Source organism: Pseudomonas sp. NPDC086278, from assembly GCF_050280905.1.
In the GTDB taxonomy this organism is placed as follows: Bacteria; Pseudomonadota; Gammaproteobacteria; order Pseudomonadales; family Pseudomonadaceae; genus Aquipseudomonas.
In genome coordinates this window covers 41721-64044 of the sequence record NZ_JBNNWE010000025.1, presented here as the reverse complement: position 1 = coordinate 64044, position 22324 = coordinate 41721, and the positions used below count along the sequence as shown (strand labels likewise).

Annotated in this window: 17 protein-coding genes and 3 pseudogenes; 13 read left to right on the top strand and 7 right to left on the bottom strand. The window is 63.0% G+C overall.

What is annotated here, in order from left to right; translation table 11 throughout:
* A pseudogene (locus tag ACQKP4_RS10675) lies at positions 1–95 on the bottom strand (ABC transporter permease); the annotation flags it as partial.
* Here ACQKP4_RS10675 and nusB point away from each other — a divergent pair.
* Positions 95–541 (top strand): annotated as a pseudogene (nusB, locus tag ACQKP4_RS10670) (transcription antitermination factor NusB); the annotation flags it as partial. The pseudogenes ACQKP4_RS10675 and nusB sit on opposite strands and share 1 nt — an antisense overlap.
* 186 nt (positions 542–727) lie before the next feature.
* Positions 728–3304, top strand: coding sequence for a phosphoenolpyruvate--protein phosphotransferase (gene ptsP, locus ACQKP4_RS10665; protein WP_427632892.1), 2577 nt, complete (start codon positions 728–730; stop codon positions 3302–3304).
* Between the two features lie 128 nt (positions 3305–3432).
* On the opposite strand, the gene ACQKP4_RS10660 is transcribed toward ptsP, so the two are convergent.
* A complete protein-coding gene (locus tag ACQKP4_RS10660) occupies positions 3433–4179 on the bottom strand; it encodes an NRDE family protein (RefSeq protein WP_427632890.1) in 747 nt (248 codons plus the stop codon).
* A gap of 135 nt (positions 4180–4314) precedes the next feature.
* Here ACQKP4_RS10660 and ACQKP4_RS10655 point away from each other — a divergent pair, with 135 nt between their 5' ends.
* The 3 genes from ACQKP4_RS10655 (at position 4315) to ACQKP4_RS10645 (ending at position 7009) form a co-directional block, all read left to right on the top strand.
* Complete coding sequence (locus ACQKP4_RS10655; RefSeq protein ID WP_427632888.1) at positions 4315–5097, top strand: sulfite exporter TauE/SafE family protein; 783 nt, start codon at positions 4315–4317, stop codon at positions 5095–5097.
* Between the two features lie 79 nt (positions 5098–5176).
* Positions 5177–5989, top strand: coding sequence for a prolipoprotein diacylglyceryl transferase (gene lgt, locus ACQKP4_RS10650; RefSeq protein ID WP_427632886.1), 813 nt, complete (start codon positions 5177–5179; stop codon positions 5987–5989).
* Between the two features lie 48 nt (positions 5990–6037).
* Positions 6038–7009, top strand: coding sequence for a thymidylate synthase (locus tag ACQKP4_RS10645; RefSeq protein ID WP_427632884.1), 972 nt, complete (start codon positions 6038–6040; stop codon positions 7007–7009).
* 560 nt (positions 7010–7569) lie between these two features.
* On the opposite strand, the gene cadR is transcribed toward ACQKP4_RS10645, so the two are convergent.
* Both cadR and ACQKP4_RS10635 read right to left on the bottom strand, forming a co-directional pair.
* Positions 7570–8019, bottom strand: a complete 450-nt coding sequence (gene cadR / locus ACQKP4_RS10640; RefSeq protein ID WP_427632882.1) for a Cd(II)/Pb(II)-responsive transcriptional regulator — start codon at positions 8017–8019, stop codon at positions 7570–7572.
* 49 nt (positions 8020–8068) lie between these two features.
* Entirely contained in the window at positions 8069–8242 is a 174-nt protein-coding gene (locus ACQKP4_RS10635) for a hypothetical protein (RefSeq protein WP_427632898.1), read from the bottom strand.
* Here ACQKP4_RS10635 and ACQKP4_RS10630 point away from each other — a divergent pair.
* From ACQKP4_RS10630 to ACQKP4_RS10600, 7 genes and pseudogenes are all read left to right on the top strand, one after another.
* Positions 8213–10411: a heavy metal translocating P-type ATPase gene (locus ACQKP4_RS10630; protein ID WP_427632896.1), complete on the top strand. Its 2199-nt coding sequence runs from the start codon at positions 8213–8215 to the stop codon at positions 10409–10411. The genes ACQKP4_RS10635 and ACQKP4_RS10630 overlap by 30 nt on opposite strands.
* 15 nt (positions 10412–10426) lie before the next feature.
* Positions 10427–11290 (top strand): LysR family transcriptional regulator, encoded by an 864-nt coding sequence (locus tag ACQKP4_RS10625; RefSeq protein WP_427632881.1) that lies wholly within the window; start codon positions 10427–10429, stop codon positions 11288–11290.
* Positions 11291–11548: 258 nt separating this feature from the next.
* Complete coding sequence (locus ACQKP4_RS10620; protein ID WP_427632879.1) at positions 11549–12625, top strand: putative 2-aminoethylphosphonate ABC transporter ATP-binding protein; 1077 nt, start codon at positions 11549–11551, stop codon at positions 12623–12625.
* A pseudogene (locus ACQKP4_RS10615) lies at positions 12625–14360 on the top strand (putative 2-aminoethylphosphonate ABC transporter permease subunit). Before ACQKP4_RS10620 ends, ACQKP4_RS10615 begins: the two are co-directional and overlap by 1 nt.
* 39 nt (positions 14361–14399) lie before the next feature.
* The gene (locus ACQKP4_RS10610) at positions 14400–15425 is read left to right on the top strand and encodes a putative 2-aminoethylphosphonate ABC transporter substrate-binding protein (protein WP_427632877.1); all 1026 of its coding nucleotides are present in this window, start codon (positions 14400–14402) and stop codon (positions 15423–15425) included.
* A gap of 146 nt (positions 15426–15571) precedes the next feature.
* On the top strand, positions 15572–16705 hold the full coding sequence (locus ACQKP4_RS10605; protein ID WP_427632875.1) for a TIGR03364 family FAD-dependent oxidoreductase: 1134 nt from the start codon (positions 15572–15574) through the stop codon (positions 16703–16705).
* Entirely contained in the window at positions 16705–17268 is a 564-nt protein-coding gene (locus tag ACQKP4_RS10600; protein ID WP_427632873.1) for a phosphonate degradation HD-domain oxygenase, read from the top strand. Before ACQKP4_RS10605 ends, ACQKP4_RS10600 begins: the two co-directional genes overlap by 1 nt.
* A 111-nt stretch (positions 17269–17379) precedes the next feature.
* On the opposite strand, the gene ACQKP4_RS10595 is transcribed toward ACQKP4_RS10600, so the two are convergent.
* Both ACQKP4_RS10595 and ACQKP4_RS10590 read right to left on the bottom strand, forming a co-directional pair.
* On the bottom strand, positions 17380–18756 hold the full coding sequence (locus ACQKP4_RS10595; protein WP_427632871.1) for a GTPase/DUF3482 domain-containing protein: 1377 nt from the start codon (positions 18754–18756) through the stop codon (positions 17380–17382).
* Positions 18749–20128: a DUF2868 domain-containing protein gene (locus ACQKP4_RS10590; protein WP_427632869.1), complete on the bottom strand. Its 1380-nt coding sequence runs from the start codon at positions 20126–20128 to the stop codon at positions 18749–18751. Before ACQKP4_RS10590 ends, ACQKP4_RS10595 begins: the two co-directional genes overlap by 8 nt.
* A gap of 85 nt (positions 20129–20213) precedes the next feature.
* Between ACQKP4_RS10590 and ACQKP4_RS10585 the strand changes: the two genes are divergently transcribed.
* Complete coding sequence (locus tag ACQKP4_RS10585) at positions 20214–20726, top strand: dihydrofolate reductase (RefSeq protein WP_427632867.1); 513 nt, start codon at positions 20214–20216, stop codon at positions 20724–20726.
* Positions 20727–20855: 129 nt separating this feature from the next.
* Here the strand turns inward: ACQKP4_RS10585 and ACQKP4_RS10580 are convergent, their stop codons facing one another.
* Positions 20856–22247 (bottom strand): L-cystine transporter, encoded by a 1392-nt coding sequence (locus tag ACQKP4_RS10580; RefSeq protein ID WP_427632865.1) that lies wholly within the window; start codon positions 22245–22247, stop codon positions 20856–20858.
* Between the last annotated feature and the right edge of the window lie 77 nt (positions 22248–22324).

Sequence of the window (22324 nt, the reverse complement as noted above, 5' to 3'; positions counted from 1 at the left end):
AACAGATCCTCGGCCCACTTCGAGCGGCCGATGGCCAGGCCGAGTGCTATGCCGATGATCAGCGCCGCGAGATAACCGGCAAAAACCCGGCTGAGCCGGCAAGCCATCGAAAAGCGTCAAGCGTCGCGAAGCCCGTCAGCTCGCGACTCAAGCGCTGTATCAATGGCACATGGCCAGGCAGTCGCTGAACGAGATCGAAGCGCAGTTCCGGGTCGATAACGATTTCAGTGATGTCGACGGCGCTTACTTCCGCGAAATCCTGCACGGTGTTCCCGCGCAGAAAGACAAGATCGATGCGGCCCTGGCGCCATGCCTGGACATCACCATCGAAGAGCTGGACCCGGTTGAACTGGCCGTGCTGCGCCTGTCCACCTGGGAGCTGCTCGAGCGTGTCGACGTGCCCTACCGCGTTGTGATCAACGAAGGTATCGAGTTGGCCAAAGTGTTCGGTTCCACCGACGGTCACAAGTTCGTCAACGGTGTCCTCGACAAGCTGGCCCCGCGTCTGCGTGAAGCTGAAGTGAAGGCGTTCAAGCGCTGATTGGCGCTTGAACACTTTGTCTCAGTGTCCTGTCTCGCCGATACGTTCGTTTTTTAGCGAGTGGCTGGTGTTGCCAGACAAGGCGCCGCGACGAGTCATGGCCGGTTATGACGAGGAGCGGCAACGCAGTATGGCGATACCGGACGCCGCTAAAAAATGAACTGTATTGGTGAGACGGGACACCCAATGGGCGAGTTTGAGCTGATCCGCAATTTTTTCGCCGCCGCGCCCTGTGCGCAAGGCGGCGAGGGCGTTGCCCTGGGGATCGGCGACGACTGCGCCTTGCTGGCTGTTCCTCCTGGGGAGCAGTTGGCGATTTCCACCGACACCCTCGTTGCCGGTGTGCATTTCGCGGACCCCTGCGACCCGTTTCTGCTCGGTCAGCGCTCGCTGGCGGTGGCCGTCAGCGATCTGGCCGCCATGGGCGCCACCCCCATTGCCTTTACCCTTGCCCTGACGCTGCCGACGGTGACTGCCGATTGGCTGCAAGCGTATGCCCGTGGCCTGAACCTCATGGCGCAGCGCTGCGGCGTGGCCCTAGTCGGCGGCGATACCACGCGCGGCCCGCTGAGCCTGACCATGACCGTGTTCGGTCGTGTGCCGGCCGGCAAGGCGCTGACCCGCAGCGGCGCGCAGCCTGGCGACGTGCTGTGTGTCGGCGGTGACCTCGGCAATGCCGCCGGCGCCTTGCCGCTGGTGCTCGGTCAGCGCACCGCTGAAGCGTCCATCGCCGAGCCGTTGCTGGCGCATTACTGGTCGCCACAACCGCAATTGGCTCTGGGCCAGGCGTTGCGCGGCAGGGCGACTTCGGCGCTCGGGGCGCCGATCATTCACCACCGCCGCGTCGTCGGCGTGTTGGTCATTCAGCAAAAGGAACGCCGTCAGTTCGACGAAGGTGAAGAAGCCTTCCTCGTGACCATGAGCGCGCAGCTCGCCGGCGTTATCGCCCACGCCGAGGCCACCGGTTCGATTCGCGGGCTGGGTCGCCAGGGCAAGGGCATCCAGGAAGCCAAGTTCGTCGGCGTGCCGGGTTCGCCGGGTGCGGCGGTCGGCACCGCGGTGGTCATGCTGCCGCCAGCCGACCTGGACGTGGTGCCGGACAAGACCATCACCGACATCGACGCTGAACTGGCGTTGTTCAAGACCGCCATCGAAGGCGTGCGCGCCGACATGCGCGCGTTGTCGGCCAAGCTTGCGACCCAGCTGCGCCCGGAAGAGCGCGCGCTGTTCGACGTCTACCTGATGATGCTCGACGATGCCGCGCTGGGCAGTGAAGTCACCACCGTGATCAAGACCGGCCAGTGGGCCCAGGGCGCGCTGCGCCAGGTGGTCACCGATCACGTCAACCGTTTCGAACTGATGGACGACGCTTACCTGCGTGAGCGCGCCTCCGACGTCAAGGACCTGGGCCGACGCCTGCTCGCCTACTTGCAGGAGGAGCGTCAGCAGAATCTGGTCTACCCGGAAAAAACCATTCTGGTCAGCGAAGAGCTGACGCCGGCGATGCTCGGCGAGGTGCCGGAAGGCACGCTGGTCGGTCTGGTCTCGGTCCTCGGTTCCGGCAACTCCCACGTCGCGATCCTGGCCCGGGCGATGGGCATCCCGACGGTCATGGGCCTGGTCGACCTGCCCTACGCCAAGGTCGACGGCATCGAATTGATCGTCGATGGCAATCGCGGCGAGGTCTATACCAACCCCAGCGACGTGCTGCGCAAGCAGTTCGCCGAAGTGGTGGAAGAAGAGAAACAACTGGCGCTCGGTCTCGACTCCCTGCGCGACTTGCCGTGCGTGACCCTCGACGGCCACCGCATGCCGCTGTGGGTCAACACCGGCCTGCTGGCGGACGTGGCGCGGGCGCAGAAGCGCGGCGCGGAAGGCGTGGGTCTGTACCGTACCGAAGTGCCGTTCATGATCAACCAGCGTTTCCCGAGCGAAAAAGAACAATTGGCGATCTATCGCGAACAGCTCGCCGCGTTCCACCCGCAACCGGTGACCATGCGCAGCCTGGACATCGGCGGCGACAAGTCGCTGTCGTACTTCCCGATCAAGGAAGACAACCCGTTCCTCGGCTGGCGCGGCATTCGCGTGACCCTCGACCACCCGGAAATCTTCCTGGTGCAGACCCGCGCGATGCTCAAGGCCAGCGAAGGCCTGAACAACCTGCGGATTCTGCTGCCGATGATCTCCGGCACCCACGAACTCGAAGAAGCCCTGCACCTGATTCACCGGGCCTGGGGCGAAGTCCGCGACGAAGGCACCGACGTGCCGATGCCGCCGATTGGCGTGATGATCGAGATTCCGGCGGCGGTGTACCAGACCAAGGAACTGGCGCGGCAGGTGGACTTCCTGTCCGTCGGCTCCAACGACCTGACGCAGTATTTGCTGGCTGTCGACCGCAACAACCCGCGCGTTGCCGACCTCTACGACTACCTGCACCCGGCAGTGCTGCAAGCGTTGCAGAACGTGGTGCGCGATGCCCACGCCGAAGGCAAGCCTGTGAGCATTTGCGGTGAGATGGCCGGCGACCCGGCGGCGGCCGTGCTGTTGATGGCGATGGGTTTCGACAGCCTGTCGATGAACGCCACCAACTTGCCAAAGGTGAAGTGGATGCTGCGTCAGATCAACCTGAGCAAGGCCAAGGATCTGCTGGCGGAACTGATGACCATCGACAACCCGCAAGTTATCCACAGCTCGCTGCAACTGGCGCTGAAGAATCTCGGGTTGGCGCGGATGGTTAATCCGGCTGTGGTCAAGGCTCTCTGAGCCCGCACCGACGCCTTCGTCGGAACGCCGCCCGGAGCAAGCCCGCTCCCACATTGGTTCTGTGATCGACACAAATCCCCTGTGGGAGCGGGCTTGCTCGCGAAGGCGTCAGCTCAGACAAAACAGCACTAAATCCTGATCTCCACTTCCCCCAAATGCCCGCCATACGGCCCGAAACTCCGTTCGACCATCAACCGCGTTCCATCCGCCTGGACAATCAACGCCGTACTCGCCCGCGTCCCGTACGTCGGGCTCGCAATAAACACACTCGACAACAACGTCTCGGTCGCCAAGCCAACCCCGGTATCCGGCAACTCGGCAAACGGCGCCGTCTGCGGGTCGTTCAGCAATGCCAGTAACGCCTGAGGCTGCGGGTCTGCCAGCACTTCCTCCAGCGCCGCCCGGGCCTTGAGCAGTTTCGGCCACGGCGTATCCAGCCCGGCGTTCGACAGCCCATAGACACCGGGCGGCAACATCACCGCCTCGGACTCCCGTGCATTGAAATGCCAGAGTTCGTTGGCATTGCCGATCAGCAGATTAAACCCGGCATATTCCTGCGAACGTGCGACAACGTCGCTCAAATAGTCATCAATCGATTGGCCACCCAACAAGAAACCCGCCACCAGCTCACCTCGCGATTTTCGCGACGGTGCTTGCTGCGGATCACGAATGTTGGTCAGCGCCGCAAAGCGCCCATTGGCGCCGATACCCAGCCAGGTGCCGCCGGCTTCGAGGTCCCGGCCGGCATGCACGTGTGGCGCTTCGGGCCATGCCGCCAGCGGCAGGCTCGGACGGGCGTAGAATTCGTCGCGGTTGGCCGCGACGATCAGCGGTTGGGCGTGGCCCGGCCGCCAGGCGAAGACAATCAGGCACATAAGGTGGTCCTTGGGTGTTTTTTGCACACTCTACGCAGTCATCGTCTGTCGATCCATTGCCTTGCACAGTGGAGCCCGAGCCCTCGCATCCGTTACCATGCCGCACCTATTTTTGGGGATGCCTGGGGTACGGACATGGAATTTCTGCTCTATCTGGCGCTGGGCGCCTGCGCAGGCGTGCTGGCCGGGCTGTTCGGCGTGGGCGGCGGGATCATCATCGTCCCGGTGCTGGTGTTCAGTTTTACCTTGCAGGGCTTCGACGCCTCGATCCTGACGCACCTGGCGGTCGGCACATCACTGGCGACGATCATCTTCACCTCGATCAACGCCGTGCGTGAGCATCAGCGCCGTGGTGCGGTGCGTTGGCCGATTTTTGCCTGGCTGACCGTCGGCATTCTGATCGGCGCCGGCTTCGGTGCGCTGACGGCTGAAGCGATCTCCGGCCCGAACCTGCAAAAGATCATCGGCGTGTTTGCGCTGGTCATCGCCGCGCAACTGGCGCTGGACGTCAAACCCAAGGCCAGCCGAACCGTGCCGGGCAAAGTCGGTCTGACCCTCGCCGGTAGCGTGATTGGCTGGGCGTCGGCGATTTTCGGGATTGGCGGCGGCTCGTTGACCGTGCCGTTCCTGACCTGGCGCAGCGTGCCGATGCAGCAAGCGGTGGCGACATCGTCGGCCTGCGGTCTGCCCATCGCCCTGGCCAGTGCATTGAGTTTCATGATTCTGGGCTGGCACGATCCGTTGCTGCCGGCCCATAGTCTGGGATTTGTTTATTTGCCGGCGCTGCTGGGGATCGCCCTGACCAGCATGTTTTTCGCCCGCATCGGTGCGCGACTGGCCCACAGGCTGTCGCCGAAGTTGCTGAAAAGACTGTTTGCCGCTTTGCTGTTCTGCGTGGGGCTCAATTTCCTGCTCTGACGCCGGCACAATCCTGACTTAATCCTGAGGTGACAGCGTCGCTCGGGAATTCTGCTTTCAACTCTAACGAGGAGTCGCAATGCTGCCTTACCCGCAGATCGACCCGGTGGCCCTGGCCATCGGTCCGCTGAAAATCCACTGGTACGGTCTGATGTACCTGATCGGCATCGGCGGTGCGTGGCTGCTGGCGTCGCGCCGGCTCAACCGTTTCGACCCGACCTGGACCAAGGAGAAACTCTCCGACATGGTCTTCTGGATGTCGATGGGCGTTATCGTCGGCGGTCGTCTGGGCTATGTGCTGTTCTACGATTTGAGTGCTTACCTGGCCAACCCGACGCTGATTTTCGAAGTGTGGAAGGGCGGCATGTCGTTCCACGGCGGCTTTATCGGCGTGATGCTGGCGGCGTTTTGGTTCGGCAAAAAGAACAACAAGTCGTTCTTCGAGCTGATGGACTTCGTCGCACCGATGGTGCCGATTGGCCTGGGTGCCGGGCGTATCGGCAACTTCATCAACGCCGAGTTGTGGGGCAAGGCGACCGACGTGCCGTGGGCCATGGTCTTCCCGCCGTTCAGCGACCCGGCGCAGTTGCCGCGTCACCCCTCGCAGCTGTATCAGTTCGCGCTGGAAGGCGTGGCGCTGTTCCTGATCCTGTGGCTGTTCTCGCGTAAACCGCGACCGACCATGGCCGTGTCCGGGATGTTCGCGCTGTTCTACGGCATCTTCCGGTTCATCGTCGAATTCGTCCGCGTGCCCGACGCGCAACTGGGCTATCTGGCCTGGAACTGGCTGACCATGGGCCAGGTGCTCTGCGTACCGATGATCGTTGGCGGTCTGTTCCTGATCTGGCTCGCGTATCACCGCGCCCCGCCGACTCCGGCGGCGGCTGTATAACATTCGAGCCCGGGGTTTCGGCCCCGGGCTCAAGGACACAGGTAACTCATGAAGCAATATCTCGATCTGGTGGCCCACGTCATCAAGAACGGCACCCGGCAAGCCAATCGCACCGGCGTGAACACCATCAGCTTTCCGGGCGCGATGCTGCGTTATGACCTGAAAGAAGGTTTTCCGGCGATCACCACGCGCAAAATGGCGTTCAAATCGGCCATCGGCGAGATGTGCGGTTTTCTGCGGGGCGTTAACAACGCCGCTGAATTCCGCGCATTGGGCTGCAAGGTCTGGGACCAGAACGCCAACGAAAACGCGCAGTGGCTGGCCAATCCGTTCCGCCAGGGCGAAGACGACCTCGGCGAAATCTACGGCGTGCAATGGCGCAAATGGCCGGCGTACAAGCAGATCCCGCTCAGCAATAAAGCCGCCATCGAGCAGACCCTGAGCCAAGGCTATCGTCAGATCGCGGAAGGCGAAGAAAACGGTCAGGCCTATGTTGTGTTGTACAAGGCGATCGACCAGATCCGGCAGTGCGTCGACACCATCATCAAAGACCCGGGCAGCCGCCGCATCCTGTTCCACGGCTGGAACGTCGCTCAGCTCGATGAAATGGCCCTGCCGCCGTGCCATCTGCTGTACCAGTTCCACCCGAATGTCGAGACCAGAGAGATCTCTTTGACTCTCTACATCCGCTCCAACGACCTGGGCCTGGGCACGCCGTTCAACCTCACCGAAGGCGCCGCGCTGCTGAGCCTGATCGGTCGCCTGACCGGCTACACGCCGCGCTGGTTCACCTATTTCATCGGTGATGCGCACGTCTACGAAAACCACCTGGACATGCTCAATGAACAGCTCAAGCGCGAGCCGTTCCCGATGCCGAAACTGGTGATCAGTGATCGCGTGCCGGCGTTTGCCGAGACGGGCGAGTACCAGCCAGAGTGGCTGGAGTTGGTCGAGCCGAGCGATTTCTCGCTCGAGGGCTATCAACACCACGCCCCAATGACCGCACCGATGGCGGTCTGATTCGCACTGGCGAGCTGTTGTGGTGAGGGGGCTTGCCCCCGTTGGGCTGCGCAGCGGCCCTGAAGGCTGAGACCCGGTTGTTTCAGGTATATCGGGGTTGCAGGTTTTGCGACTGCTGCGCAGCCGAACGGGGGCAAGCCCCCTCGCCACGGGGATTCAGTGGCAGTCGTTGACAGCCCGCCGCTCACCGCTAAGCGCTACACGATTCCGCACGTTCGATGGTGGTCTGGAAAGTGGGGAGCTGTTGTGGTGAGGGGGCTTCAGTGGCAGTCGTTGACAGCCCGCCGCTCACCGCTAAGCGCTGCAAGATCGCGCACCGTTCCATGGTGGTCTGGAACTGGCGAGCTTTTGTGGTGAGGGGGCTTGCCCCCGTTGGGCTGCGCAGCGGCCCTGAAGGCTGAGACCCGGTTGTTTCAGGTATATCGGGGTTGCAGGTTTGCGACTGCTTCGCAGCCGAACGGGGGCAAGCCCCCTCGCCACGGGGATTCAGTAGCAGTCGTTGACTGTCCGCCACTCACAGCACCTTTCGATGGCCCGCTTTTGTGGTGACAAGGCTCAGCTCAGTGGCCGTGACTGCGGCCGACGTGGGAATGCTCCACTTCCATCGCCACCACGCCGCCGCTCACTTCCAGGCGCTGCAAGATCCCGCACTGTTCGATATCCGGCCCTTCGCTGCAGCGCTGGCGCAGGTCGAGCAGTTGTGCCTGTAACGCCAGCAAGCCATCAATCCGCGCCTTCACGTGATGAATGTGTTCGTCGATCAACGCATTCACGCTTTCACATTGGTCCTGCGGACTGTCGCGCAACGCCAGCAGGCTGCGGATTTCCTCAAGCGTCATGTCGAGGGTGCGGCAATTGCGGATAAAGGTCAGGCGTTCGGCGTGGGCCTGGGTGTAGACGCGGTAGTTGCCGTCGCTGCGGGCGGGCTCTGGCAGCAGGTTTTCACGTTCGTAATAGCGGATGGTTTCCACGGCGCAGTCGGTGATTCTGGCCAGTTCTCCGATCTTCATGACGACAATCTCCAAATAGGTGCTTGACCCTATAGTGGCTACAGGGTCTTTACTTGGCAACAGGCACCTTCATGGACGCACCCCGATGAGCGATTCCCTTCACACCCACAAACCCGAAGATGGCCACGATCACGATCACGATCACGATCACGATCACGATCACGATCACGATCACAGCCACAAGCTGCAGCCAGTGCAAAAGGCCCATGACCATGGCGGTCATGGCGATTCCTGCTGTTCCTCGAAAGTGGCGGCGCCGGCGTTGGTCAAGTTGAGCGAAACGCCAACCGATGGCGCGCGGCTGAGCACTTTTCGTATCGACGCCATGGACTGCCCGACCGAACAGACACTCATCCAGAACAAACTCGGCAAGCTCGCGGGTGTGCAGCAACTGGAATTCAACCTGATCAACCGCGTCTTGGGCGTGACCCACGACCTGCCGAGCACCGCGCCGATTGTCGAGGCGATCAAGTCGCTGGGCATGGTGGCCGAGCCGCTGGAGCAGGGCGTCGAAGCGCCAGCCCCGACCGCCGAGAAAAAACACTGGTGGCCCCTGGCGCTGTCCGGTGTCGGCGCGCTCGCTGCCGAAGTCATCCATTTCACTAACGCGGCGCCCACCTGGGTCGTGGCAATCATCGCGCTGATTTCGATCCTCAGCGGCGGGCTGACCACCTATAAGAAAGGCTGGATCGCCCTCAAGAACCTCAACCTGAACATCAACGCGCTGATGAGCATTGCGGTGACTGGCGCAATCCTGATCGGGCAGTGGCCGGAAGCGGCGATGGTGATGTTCCTGTTTACCGTGGCCGAGCTGATCGAAGCCAAGTCGCTGGACCGCGCCCGGAACGCCATCGGCGGTTTGATGCAGATGACGCCGGAACAGGCGACGGTGCAGCAGGCCGACGGCAGTTGGGTCGAGCAAGACGTGAAAACCATCGCGCTGGGTACGCGAGTGCGTGTGCGTCCCGGCGAGCGCATCGGCCTGGACGGCCAAGTGGTTTCCGGGACTTCTACCATCGATCAGGCGCCGATCACCGGCGAAAGCCTGCCGATCGAGAAGACCGTGGGCGATAAAGTCTTCGCCGGCACCATCAATCAGGCCGGTTCGCTGGAGTACACGGTGACCGCTGCGGCCAACGACTCGACGCTGGCGCGAATCATCCACGCGGTGGAGCAAGCGCAAGGTGCACGGGCGCCGACTCAGCGCTTTGTCGACCAGTTTTCGAAAATCTACACCCCGGTCGTGTTCATCTTCGCCCTCGCCGTAGCGGTGATTCCGCCACTGTTCATGGGCGCGGCCTGGTTCGACTGGATCTACCGCGCGCTGGTGTTGCTGGTGGTCGCTTGCCCATGTGCACTGGTGATTTCTACGCCGGTGACCATCGTCAGTGGCCTCGCGGCAGCGGCGCGCAAAGGGATTCTGGTCAAGGGCGGCGTCTACCTGGAGGGCGGTTACAAGCTTGATTACCTGGCGCTGGACAAGACAGGCACCCTCACGCACGGCAAACCGGTGCAAACCGACTATCTGTCCCTGCAGCCAACCGCTGACGACGCTGCCCCGGCGATTGCGGCGGCGCTGGCCGGTCGTTCGGATCACCCGGTGTCGTTGGCCATCGCCAATGCGGCGGCGGACAAACAGTTTGCGCCGCTGGTGGTGGACAACTTCGAAGCGTTGGCCGGTCGCGGTGTGCGTGGCGAGGTCAACGGTCAGGTCTACCACTTGGGCAACCATCGCCTGGTCGAAGAGCTGAACCTGTGCTCGCCGGCATTGGAAGAGAAACTGTTCGCCCTGGAGAAACAGGGCAAGTCCGTGGTGCTGCTGCTCGACAAGTCCGGCCCGTTGGCGCTGTTCGCCGTGGCCGACACCGTGAAAGAGTCCAGCCGCGAGGCAATCCAGCAACTGCACGAACTGGGCATCAAGACCCTGATGCTCACCGGCGACAACGTCCACACCGCTCAGGCGATTGCCGCTCAGGTCGGCATCGACGAAGCCAAAGGCGACTTGCTGCCGACCGACAAGCTGCAAGCCATCGAAGCGCTTTATGCGCAGGGCCATAAGGTCGGCATGGTCGGCGACGGGATCAACGACGCCCCGGCGCTGGCGCGGGCGGAGATTGGTTTCGCCATGGCGGCGGCTGGCACCGACACCGCCATCGAGACCGCGGATGTCGCCCTGATGGACGACGATCTGCGCAAGATCCCCGCGTTCATCCGCCTGTCGCGGCAGACCTCGAGCATCCTCAAACAGAACATCGCGCTGGCATTGGTCATCAAGGCGATCTTTCTTGGGGTAACCTTCGCCGGACTCGCCACCATGTGGATGGCGGTGTTCGCCGACATGGGCGTGAGCCTGTTGGTGGTGTTCAACGGTCTGCGTCTATTGCGCAAATAACGATGAGGGGCGGGTGTGCTGAGTGCCGAGCTAAAGGCGTTTTACATGGTGGCCCGTTTGGGCAGCATTACCCTGGCGGCCAAGAAGCTCGGTCTGAGCCAGCCCACGGTGACGACCCAGATTCGCCATCTGGAAAGCCAGTACTCGGTTGAGCTGTTCTACCGTGGCGGCCGCCGCCTCAGCGTCAGCGACGAAGGCGCGCGGCTGCTGCCGATGGTCAAGGCGCTGTTGCAGCAGGAAGCCGATATCGAGTTTTTCCTGCGCAACAGCGGCCAGGTCCAGGGCACGCTGCGCATCGCCGCCACCGCGCCTTATTACATCCTCGATCTGGTGAAGACCTTCCGCGAGCGCCTGCCGCAGGTGGAAGTCTCGGTGGAAATCGGCAACTCCCAGCAAGTGCTCGAAGCGCTGGAGGATTACCGGGTCGATGTCGCCGCTTCTTCGCAATTGCTCGACGACCCGCGACTGATTCGTCGGGTGCTCGGCAGCGATCCGCTGGTGTTGGCGGTGCATCGCAATCATCCGTTGGCCGCGCACGACCATGTGCCGCTCAGTGCGTTGGCCGGGCATACCTTGTTGATGCGGGAGTCGGGCTCGACCACGCGGCGTCTGACCGAGGCGTTGCTGGCGAGTGCCGGGGTGAGTTTCGGGCCGTTGCTGGAGATCGGCAGCCGGGAGTCGATTCGCGAGGCGGTGCTGCGCAACATCGGCATCAGCATCATTGCCCGCCAGGAAGTGCCGCACGACCCGCAACTGCGGGTGCTGACCCTCGAAAATGCGCCGCAGATTCCCGAGTACCTGTATTGCCTCAAGGAACGCAAGGGCGCGCGATTGCCGGCGGCGTTCCTCGGTTTGGCGCAGGAAATGGCGCCGGCCTGAGAGCTGGGTTGCCTGTGCTGGCCTCTTCGCGGGCAAGCCCGCTCCCACAGGTGTCGCTGGTGTTTACAAGATCTGTGTTCACTGCAGAACCCTGTGGGAGCGGGCTTGCCCGCGAAGGCGTCAGATCAATCGCTACACGATCTGAATCTAATGAACCCAAATCCCTGAATACCACTATCAGCCGTTTTTGCCTCACTGCCACATGACGGACGCATTGCCGCCCTAGGATGGCCTTCATCTGCTTGATGAGGCCTGTCCATGAACCACTCGATTGCAACTGCCCTGACCCACCCCGGCGCCCCGATGAAAGTGCGCGGGGTGCAGAAACGCTTTGGCGCTTTCACCGCGCTGGACAACGTTTCCCTCGACGTGGCGGCCGGTGAGCTGGTGTGTCTGCTGGGCCCGTCGGGTTGTGGCAAAACCACGTTGCTGCGCTGCATCGCCGGTCTGGAGAAGCAAGACAGCGGCGAGTTGTACCTCAGTGATCGCGACGTTTCCCACCTGGCACCGCAAGCCCGGGACTACGGGATTCTGTTCCAGTCCTACGCGCTGTTCCCCAATCTCACCGTCGACGCGAACATTGCCTACGGCCTGGCCGGCAGCGGGCGCGATGAAGTGCGCAAGCGAGTCGGCCAGATGCTCGAACTGGTCGGCCTGACCGGCAGCGAGAAAAAGTACCCCGGCCAATTGTCCGGCGGCCAGCAACAACGAGTGGCACTGGCCCGCGCCTTGGCCCCGGCGCCGTCGCTGTTGTTGCTGGACGAACCGATGTCGGCCCTCGACGCCAGGGTTCGCGAGCATCTGTGCACCGAGCTGCGCCAACTGCAACGCAACCTCGGCATCACCACGCTGATGGTCACGCACAATCAGGACGAGGCCATGCTGATGGCCGACCGCATCGCCGTGATGAACAACGGCAAGGTCGAGCAATACGCCACGCCGCAGGAAATCTACAACCGCCCGGCCACGCCGTTTGTGGCGGAGTTTGTCGGGCAGGGCAACTGGCTGCCATTCCTTCGCAGCAGCGACAGCCACGCACAAGTAGGCGGGATGAACCTGCGCCTGGCCGAAGGCAGTGCGAAAACTGCGTCGGGCCGTTTGTTCTGCCGACCCGAGGCGATCAACGTCAACCCGTTGGTACACGAAGAAAACCTGTTCCCGGCCAAGGTTCGCGAGATCACCTTCCTCGGCAACCGTTGCCGCATGAGCTTCGAGCTTGACCAATTGCCCGGCCATCCGCTGCTGGCGGAACTGGCCCCGGAAGCCATGCCACGCCTCGGCGCCCAACAGATCATGGTCGCCTTGCCGCCGCGCAGCCTGCAGGTGTTTGCCTGATGAGCGCGAACCTCGCGCTGCCGATACCGCACAAGCAGGTGCGGCGGGCCTCCCGCGCCGAGATCGGCGACCGGGTGTTCGTGGTCGGCGGCAAAGTGCTGTTGCTGGTGTTGCTCGGCGTCGCGGTGTTGATGCCGCTGCTGGCGATCTTCTGGCGTGGTTTCAGCGCAGAGGCCGGGCAGGGCGGTGGCGTGGTCGCGGCCCGTGAGTTGGTGACCAGCGCCAATTTCCACTGGTTGCTCGGCAACAGCCTGAAAGTTTCCCTCAGCGTCGCGGCCATCGTCGTACCGCTGGCCTACCTGTTTGCCTACGCGCTGCAACGCACCTTGATTGCGGGCAAAGGACTCTGGCGCGGGATATCGTTGCTGCCACTGATGGCGCCGTCGATGCTGCCGGGGATCGCCTTGGTGTATCTGTTCGGCAACCAGGGCCTGTTGCGCGGTTTGCTCGCGGACAACATCTACGGCTTCTGGGGCATCGTTCTCGGTGAGGTGATCTACACCTTCCCGCACGCGTTGATGATTCTGCTGTCGGCGCTTTCGTTGGCGGATGCGCGACTGTTCGATGCCGCCTCCAGCATGGGCGCCAGCCCGGCCAAAGCCTTCCGCAGCATCACCTGGCCGGCGACGCGTCAGGCGGTGTTCGCCGCGTTTTGCCTGGTCTTCACGTTGACCATCACTGACTTCGGCGTGCCCGTGGTGGTCGGTGGCGACTATCAAGTGCTGGCGCTGGAAGCCTACAAAGCCGTGGTCGGCCAGCAACAATTCGGTCGCGGCGCCTTGATTGGCATGGTGCTGTTGCTGCCGGCGCTGTTCAGCTTCGGCGTCGATGCCTGGCTGCGTCGGCGTCACGGCGATGCCATGAGCGGTCGGGCGCAAGTCTTCAAGCCGGCACCGTCGACGCTGCGGGACGGCTGCTACCTGGCCATCGTCCTGCTGATCTGCGCCGTGTTGCTGCTGGTGTTCGGCATGGCGGTGTACTCGTCGCTGGTGAAATTCTGGCCGTACAACCTGTCGCTGTCGCTCAACCATTACCAGTTCAACGACACGGCGGGCGGCGGCTGGCTGGCTTACGGCAACAGCGTGAAGATGGCCCTGTGCACGGCGTTGATCGGCAGCGTGCTGATTTTCACCGGCGCCTACCTGATGGAAAAAACCAAAGGCCAGCGCGGGCTGAACCTGACGTTGCGCCTGCTCAGTTTTGTACCGATGGCGGTGCCGGGGCTGGTGCTGGGGTTGGGTTACGTCTTCTTCTTCAACCTCAGTGGCAACCCGCTGCACGTGCTCTACGGGACCATGACCCTGCTGGTGGTCTGCACCATTGCTCACTATTTGACCACCGCGCAGATGACCGCCACCACCGCGCTGCGCCAACTCGACGCCGAGTTCGAAGCCGCCGCGCTGTCGCTCAAGGCGCCGCTGTACCGGCATTACCTGCGCGTCACCGTGCCGATCTGCCTGCCGGCGCTGCTGGACATCGTGCGCTACCTGTTCGTCTCGGCGATGACCACCGTCTCGGCGGCGATCTTCCTCTACAGCCCCGACACCATCCTCGCGGCGGTGGCGGTGCTGAACATGGACGACGCCGGCAACGTCGGCGGTGCGGCGGCGGTGCGGCGGCGATGTCGACCCTGATTCTGTTCACCTCGGCGGGCGTGTCCCTGCTGCTGGCCTGGGCTTCGCGCGGTTTGCTGCGCCGCTCCCAGGCCTGGCGGCAGACCGCGCCCGGCAACTGATTACGTACAACCCTCTCAACTCAAAAACAGGAAAAGATCATGTTCAAGCCCCTGGCCCTGGCCGCTGCTGTCCTCACCGCTTTCAGCCTGAACGCCTTCGCGGCGAAAACCGAGTTGACGGTGTACACCGCCCTCGAAGCCGAACAACTGAAGACCTACAAAGAAGCTTTCGAAAAGGCCAACCCGGACGTCGAGATCAAATGGGTGCGTGATTCCACCGGCATCATCACCGCCAAACTGCTGGCCGAGAAAGACCGCCCGCAGGCTGACGCCGTGTGGGGCCTGGCGGCGTCGAGCCTGGCGATCCTCGACCAGCAAGGCATGCTGCAAAGCTACGCGCCGAAGGACTTGGCCAAGATCGGCGGCAACTACCGCGACGCTGCCAACCCGCCAGCCTGGGTCGGCATGGACGTCTGGGCCGCGACCATTTGTTTCAACACCGTCGAAGCCGAGAAGCAAGGCCTGAGCAAACCCGTGAGCTGGCAAGACCTGACCAAGCCTGAGTACAAAGGCAAGATCGTGATGCCCAACCCGGCCTCGTCCGGCACCGGTTTCCTCGACGTCAGCGCCTGGCTGCAAACCTTCGGCGAGAAGCAGGGCTGGGCCTACATGGACGGTTTGCACCAGAACATCGGCCAGTACGTTCACTCCGGTTCCAAGCCTTGCAAACTGGCGGCCTCGGGTGAATTCCCGATTGGTATTTCCTTCGAATACCCAGCCGTGCAGTTGAAGCGCCAGGGCGCGCCGCTGGACATCATCCTGCCGAAAGAAGGCCTGGGCTGGGAGATCGAAGCGACGGCTGTGATCAAAGGCACGGCGCATGAAGACGCAGCGAAGAAACTGGCGGACTTCTCGGCCAGCCCGGCGGCGATGGAGCTTTATAAAGAGAACTTCGCGGTGCTCGCTTCGCCTGGAATTGCCAAGCCGCAGACTGAATTGCCGGCCGATTACGAGCAGCGTCTGATCAAGAATGACTTTGCCTGGGCGTCGAAGAATCGCGACGAAATCCTCACCGAGTGGCGCAAGCGGTATGACGGCAAGTCCGAGAAGGTGGTTGCCAAGTAAATCTTCATAGGCTGACAGGGCCTCTTCGCGAGCAAGCCCGCTCCCACACTGGATCAGCAGGTTGCTGAAGATTTGTGAATCGCCACAAATCCCCTGTGGGAGCGAGCTTGCTCGCGATAGCGGTCTGTCATTCAGGACAAAACCCAATGACCCAACTCAACGACATGCTCATCGTCGGCGCTGGCATTCTCGGCCTGTCCCACGCCTACGCCGCCGCCAGACGCGGCCTCAAAGTCACGGTTTTCGAACGCAGCGAAACTCCGCTGGGTGCCTCGGTCCGCAACTTCGGCCAGGCCCTGGTCACCGGCCAGCCCCCCGGCCAAATGCTCGAACTGGCGAAAACCAGCCGCGAGATCTGGGGCCAATGGGCGCAACTCGCCGGCCTGCACCTCAAGCGCAACGGTTCCTACCTGTTCGCCCGCACTGAAGCTGAAGAACAGTTGCTCGAAGCCTTTTGCAGCGGTCGCGCCGTGGAGCACGGTTACCGCGTCGAGCTGCTGCGCGGTGCGGCATTGCGCGACGTGTATGGCGGTCAATTCAGCCATCACCGCGCCGCGTTGCATGGCATGCACGACCAGCAACTGTATTCCCGTGAAGCGATTCCGGCGCTGATCAACTACCTGCGCGGCGAACTCGGCGTCGAGTTTCACTTCTCCACGCTGGTGCGCGACATCGAGCCCGGTCGCTTGCACAGCACCGCCGGGACCTTCAGCGCGGCGCAGATCATCGTTTGCTCTGGCCACGACTATCAGACCTTGCTGGCCGAGCCGATTGCGGCGCTCAAACCGCAAGTATGTCGTCTGCAAATGCTCCGCGCCCGCCCGCAGATTAACCTCAACCTGCAACACGCGTTGCTCACCGGGTTGAGTTGCGTGCATTACGGTGCTTTCGCCGATCTGCCGGAAGCGGCGGCGGTGCGGGCGCAAATCCTGCGTGACGCACCGCACCTGCAAGAAAACGGCATTCACCTGCTGATCAGCCCGACGCCCTACGGCGAATTGATCATCGGCGATTCCCACCACTACGGCCGCGATCCGTCGCCGTTCAATGCCGAGCAGGTGGACGACTGGATGATCGAACTGGCCGAGCAAACGCTGGGCTGCCAGGTGCAAGTGCTCGAGCGTTGGCAAGGCGTCTACGGTTCGCGGGGGCCGGGGCCGTTCTCGTTCCTGCGGCCGATGCCGGGCGTCAGTGTGGCGCTGATGCATTCGGGCGTGGGCATGAGCGTCGGGCCGGCAATGGCAGAGCGAAATGTCGCGGTGTTGATGGGGGACGTTTGATGCAGCACCACGCACAGGTGATCGCCGAGGTGTTCGCGCTGTATGAACGCTTTGGCGCCAGTGATTACATCGGCGAGCCGGTGTCGCAGATCGAGCACATGTCCCAGGCTGCCGAACGGGCTATCGCCGAAGGCTTCGATGACGAAGTGGTGCTGGCCGCGTTCTTCCACGACATCGGCCATATCTGCGCCGAGAGCGCCGAGAACATGGGCGGCTTTGGCGTGGTCAGCCACGAGCGCCTGGGCGCCGATTACTTGCGCCGTGCCGGTTTCAGCGAGCGCATGGCGCGACTGGTGGAATACCACGTTCAGGCCAAGCGTTATCTGACGCTGAAAGAGCCAGGTTACTACGAGCGCTTGAGTGAGGCCAGCCGTCGGACGCTGGAATATCAGGGCGGGGTGATGTCGCTGGCCGAGGCCGAAGCCTTCGAGCAAGACCCGTTGTGCGCGGTGAGTTTGCGCATGCGGCAGTGGGATGAGTTGGCGAAGGAGATGGCAGTGCCGGTGATGGATCTTGAGGTATTGAAGGGGAAGGCGTTGCGGTTGTTGGCTGGTATGACGTGAGACCGAGTTGCTGCTTTCGCGAGCAAGCCCGCTCCCACACGGGGATGCATTCCCCTGTGGGAGCGGGCTTGCTCGCGAAGGGGCCGGTATGAACAACGCCTCACTTGATGCCTATAACTGTTTAGCCAACAACTCAATCTGCTCTTGCCTCTGCGCCTGATTCAACTTCGGATGCGGATTGAGCGACGACCACTGCGGATACGCCCGGGCCTTGTTCAGCGCCTCGGGCAGTTTGCCTTCGCGCCAGGTCTTGTCTTGCGGCGTGGCCACTTGAATGCTGTCCAGCGCCGCATGCCCGCGCGCATTCAGTGCCTGCACCAATTGCCGCTGACGCAGCGCCAACAACCGCAACACGCTGTCATCGACCGTCAATTCCCGCTGCCCCTTGAGCTTGCCCATCAACCGGCTACCGTAACTGCGCGCGGTTTGCAGCGCGCCGCCGGCAATCGCCCCGGCCAGTGCCGCTGCGCCGAGGGTCAAACCGCCGACCAGCAAGTCCACGCCGGCACCCGCCGCCGCGCCGGCCGCGATCCCGCCGCCGACGCGCACGCCGAGTTGTCTGAGGGTTTCGGGGTTGAACAAGTCATCGCCCCAACGGCCATCGAGCAGCGGCAGATCAGTGGCCGCAGCGTCCTGCGGACGAAATGCGTAGAGCTTGAGCAAGGCTTCGACGCAACGCTGTTCGCGCTGGCGCACGGCTTTGCGCAACTCGCTGATCGCTTGGCGCTCCTGCTCGGCCTCGCTGACCACGCTGCGCCGGCACGCCGCGCAGTCGATCAACAACTCGGCAATCAGCCGCGCCGCACTTTGCTGGCGAGCAAGACGCTGGGCCTGTTGATCGACGATCAACCGCTCAAGCTGCGGTCGGGCGTTTTCCAGCAGCAGCGCGAGGCTTTCATAGAGGCGCCGCTCGCCATCTTCCGGCGGCGCGACGCTGTCGAAACGCACCAGCGCATGCAGCCCCAGCCGCGCCAATGCTTCGCGCCAATCCGGCTCACGGTGGTGGGCGCTGCTAACGAAATTCAGCACCGGCAGCAACGGTTTGCCGCAACTGGCCAACACTTCCAGTTCGTCGCGATATTTGGCCAGCACCGGCTCCCGGGCGTCGATCACATAGAGGCCGGCGTCGCAGGTCAGCAGTTGGCGCAGCACCTTGGCTTCCTGTTCGAAACGCTGCCGTGCCTCGCTGCCTTCAAGGAATCGCGCCAATCGCGCCGGGCCGTCGAGGCGTTCGCCGGGACGCTCCAGGCGTTCGAGGTAGTCGAGCAGGGCGATGGCATCTTCCAGCCCCGGCGTGTCGAACAAATCCAGCAACGGCTCCCCGTCCACCGACAACCGAGCGCCTTCGACATGGCGCGTGGTGCTGGGGCGATGGGAGACTTCGCCGAAGCCGACGTCGCGGGTCAGGGTGCGCAGCAACGAGGTTTTGCCGACATTGGTGTGGCCGACCACCGCGAGTTTCAACGGCGCTTGCGACGGATTAGTCATGACCGGTCTCCAGCCAGTTCATCGGCGCGCAATCGGCGAACGGCAATTGCAGTTGTTGCAGTGCCAGGTGCCAGTCGCCGAGTCGCGCGGCGTCCAGCGCTTCGCCGCTCGGCGCTTGCAGCAGCCAGACGCGGGTAGCCGCAGCATTGCGCGCCAGTTCAGCGATCAACGCCAGGCTGCCGCGATCTGGCGAGCGCCGTGGATCGCAGGCGATGACCAGACGTTCGGGCGGGAAGCGGCTGAGTTGTTCCAGGAGTTTGTGCCGCGATTCGCGACTGTCGAGAACGCCGGCATTGCTCACGTTGTTCGGCAGTGGCGGCGGCCACGGGCGTTGGTCGTCGAGTTCGATGGCCACCAACAGCGCGCCGTTGCTTTGCAGGTCACGGCTGGCGCTTTCGATTTTATGCAGCTGCGCGGGCGCGGCATCGCTGATACCCAGGCGTTCACTGGTGGGCATCAGGCGTTCGCGCAGTTGGGCGTAGCCGGGCAGGTTCAGGTCGATGCGTAATCTCGCCTGGCCGGACGTCCAGCGCCACCGGCAAAACAGCGCCAGCAGCAGGCGCGGGAAAACCCCGTAAACCACCAGCACGCCGACCAGCCACGTGGCCCAGGCCTGACGGGCACTTTCGATGTTCAAGGCGCCATCGCCACTGGCGCGGATCATGTCCACGGTCGGCACGTTGAAGCCGAGCATGGCCGGCAGGGCGCCGAGCGCTTGAGTCATGGCGACGAAGGTGTCAGCGCCGAGGAGCGTGGTTTCCCAGACGAAGCCGTAGCGCCGGGTCGCCATCAGCGTTAGCAGAATCGCCAAGGCGCTGAGCATCGCCAGCAGCCACAAGGTATTGACCAGCACGCCGATCGCCCAGCGATTGAGTTTGTGCCGTTGCAGCAATAACAGCAGGGCCGGCGCCAGTTGCGCGGCTTTGGCATCGCGGGCGAGTTTTTCGCTGAGCCACAACCACAAGCGCCCGAGGCTGGCGCCGTGTTCGCCGGCGAACATCAGGCCCAGCGCCCAGCTCAGCAACAGAATCAGGTTCAACCCGAGCAGGCTGCCCAAGGCCCAGAACACATTGACCGGCGTCTGTCCGTTGCCCAGCGCGGCAAAGGCCAGGCCGGCGCCACTGACCACGGCCAGCACCGCGAGCACGATCAGCGCCAGTCGCGCGCCTTGCAGCCAATGGTTGAGCGCGGCGGTCAAGCCATCGCGCTCGGCCAGCCACAGCGCACGGCGTTGAATGCGCGACGGCAGGTCGCCGCCGGCGCTGCGGGCCAGTCGGTTGGCTTCCAGGTCTTCGAGGGCGCCGGCGTGTTCTTCTCGCAGGCGCACGGTTTCGGTCAGCCAGAAGTTTTGCAGTGGAGTCAGTTCAGTCACGCGGCATTCCGTCGCTTGGATGAGCGGTGAGCATAACCGCTGTGGCGCTTATCGGGAAAAGGGCGGCTCTGGTATCCTCGCCGGCATGACTAAATCACTCCCCCTCAGCCTGATCGCAGCCCTCGGTGAAAACCGTGTGATCGGCGTCGACAACTGCATGCCCTGGCACTTGCCGGGGGACTTCAAATACTTCAAGGCCACCACCCTCGGCAAGCCGATCGTCATGGGTCGCAAGACCTGGGATTCCCTCGGTCGTCCGCTGCCGGGCCGGTTGAACATCGTGGTCAGCCGTCAGGCGGATCTGGTGCTGGAAGGCGCGGAAGTTTATCCGTCGCTGGAGGCCGCCGTGGTTCGCGCCCAGGCGTGGGCGACAGAGCAGGGCGTCGATGAGGTGATGCTGATTGGCGGCGCGCAGTTGTATGCGCAAGGCATGGCGCAGGCGGATCGGTTGTACCTGACGCGCGTGGCGTTGAGCCCGGACGGCGATGCGTGGTTTCCGCAGGTTGATCTGGCGCAGTGGAAGTTGGTGTCGAACATCGAGAATCCGGCTGTGGACGACAAGCCGGCGTACAACTTCGAGGTTTGGGAAAAGGCTTAAGAGCAAGAGCTTCGCGAGCAAGCCCGCTCCCACAGGGGGGTTGTGATGCTTACACAATGTGTGCGTCACCGCAGGCCCCATGTGGGAGCGGGCTTGCTCGCGAAGAGGCCCTCTCAGTCACTGAAAATCTTAAGCCTGAGCCAACTCCGCATGCTCATCCGCATCCAGCAGTTCTTTATCCGTCTGCTGCATCAGCTGGCTGGTAATCGCGCCAGCGGTGATCGAACCACTGACGTTCAACGCCGTGCGCCCCATATCAATCAGCGGCTCGACTGAAATCAGCAACGCCACCAGTGACACCGGCAAGCCCATCGCCGGCAGCACGATCAGCGCCGCGAACGTCGCGCCGCCACCGACACCGGCCACACCCGCCGAACTCAACGTCACAATCGCCACCAGCGTTGCGATCCACAGCGGGTCCAGCGGGTTGATGCCCACGGTCGGCGCCACCATCACCGCCAACATCGCCGGGTACAGCCCGGCGCAACCGTTCTGGCCGATGGTCGCGCCGAACGAAGCGGCGAAACTGGCGATGGACTGCGGGATACCCAAGCGGCTGGTCTGCGCTTCAATGCTCAGCGGAATCGTTGCCGCGCTGGAGCGGCTGGTGAACGCAAAGGTCAGCACCGGCCAGATCTTGCGGAAGAAGCGCAGCGGGTTGATCCCGGCCGCCGACACCAGCACGCCGTGGACCACAAACATCAGGCCCAGGCCGATGTAGGACACCACCACAAAACTGCCGAGCTTGATGATGTCTTGCAGGTTGGAGCCGGCGACCACTTTGGTCATCAGCGCCAACACGCCGTACGGCGTCAGCTTCATCACCAAACGCACCAGACGCATCACCCAGGCTTGCAGGGTGTCGATGGCGTTGATCACTTTCTGGCCTTTCTCGACGTCATCCTTGAGCAGTTGCAGGGCCGCGACGCCGAGGAACGCGGCGAAAATCACCACGCTGATGATCGAGGTCGGCTTGGCCCGCGCCAGGTCGGCGAAGGGGTTTTGCGGAATGAACGACAGCAGCAGCTGCGGCACATTCAGGTCCGCGACCTTGCCGGCGTAGTCGGTCTGAATGGTTTGCAGACGAGCCATTTCCTGGGTGCCGGCGACCAGACCTTCAGCGGTAAGCCCGAACAGGTTGGTCAGGCCGATACCGATCAGCGCCGCAATGGCCGTGGTGAACAGCAGCGTGCCGATGGTCAGGAAGCTGATCTTGCCCAGCGACGAGGCGTTGTGCAGCCGTGCCACGGCACTGAGGATCGAGGCGAACACCAGCGGGATCACGATCATTTGCAGCAACTGCACGTAACCGTTGCCCACCAGATCGAACCAGCCGATCGAGGCTTTGAGCACCGGGTTACCGGCCCCGTAAATGGCGTGCAACGCCACACCAAATGCCACGCCCAAGGCCAGCGCGAGCAGGACTTTTTTCGCCAGGCTCCAGGTGGTGTGACGGGTTTGTGCCAGGCCAATCAGTAAGGCGAGGAACACCAGCAGATTGAGGATCAGCGGCAGATTCATTAAAAACTCCGAAAGACTTGTGCCAGCCACCTTCTGGGGCAGCTGCGAACCGGCAAGCCTAACAGGTTGATTTGCAA

Excerpts from the sequence above, each read along its gene's own strand:
- ptsP (WP_427632892.1), top strand. The coding sequence starts at position 728 with ATGGGCGAGTTTGAGCTGATCCGCAATTTTTTCGCCGCCGCGCCCTGT.
- ACQKP4_RS10660 (WP_427632890.1), bottom strand. The coding sequence starts at position 4,179 with ATGTGCCTGATTGTCTTCGCCTGGCGGCCGGGCCACGCCCAACCGCTG.
- ACQKP4_RS10655 (WP_427632888.1), top strand. The coding sequence starts at position 4,315 with ATGGAATTTCTGCTCTATCTGGCGCTGGGCGCCTGCGCAGGCGTGCTG.
- lgt (WP_427632886.1), top strand. The coding sequence starts at position 5,177 with ATGCTGCCTTACCCGCAGATCGACCCGGTGGCCCTGGCCATCGGTCCG.
- ACQKP4_RS10645 (WP_427632884.1), top strand. The coding sequence starts at position 6,038 with ATGAAGCAATATCTCGATCTGGTGGCCCACGTCATCAAGAACGGCACC.
- cadR (WP_427632882.1), bottom strand. The coding sequence starts at position 8,019 with ATGAAGATCGGAGAACTGGCCAGAATCACCGACTGCGCCGTGGAAACC.
- ACQKP4_RS10635 (WP_427632898.1), bottom strand. The coding sequence starts at position 8,242 with ATGACCGCCATGGTCATGGGCCTTTTGCACTGGCTGCAGCTTGTGGCT.
- ACQKP4_RS10620 (WP_427632879.1), top strand. The coding sequence starts at position 11,549 with ATGAACCACTCGATTGCAACTGCCCTGACCCACCCCGGCGCCCCGATG.
- ACQKP4_RS10610 (WP_427632877.1), top strand. The coding sequence starts at position 14,400 with ATGTTCAAGCCCCTGGCCCTGGCCGCTGCTGTCCTCACCGCTTTCAGC.
- ACQKP4_RS10605 (WP_427632875.1), top strand. The coding sequence starts at position 15,572 with ATGACCCAACTCAACGACATGCTCATCGTCGGCGCTGGCATTCTCGGC.
- ACQKP4_RS10600 (WP_427632873.1), top strand. The coding sequence starts at position 16,705 with ATGCAGCACCACGCACAGGTGATCGCCGAGGTGTTCGCGCTGTATGAA.
- ACQKP4_RS10595 (WP_427632871.1), bottom strand. The coding sequence starts at position 18,756 with ATGACTAATCCGTCGCAAGCGCCGTTGAAACTCGCGGTGGTCGGCCAC.
- ACQKP4_RS10585 (WP_427632867.1), top strand. The coding sequence starts at position 20,214 with ATGACTAAATCACTCCCCCTCAGCCTGATCGCAGCCCTCGGTGAAAAC.
- ACQKP4_RS10580 (WP_427632865.1), bottom strand. The coding sequence starts at position 22,247 with ATGAATCTGCCGCTGATCCTCAATCTGCTGGTGTTCCTCGCCTTACTG.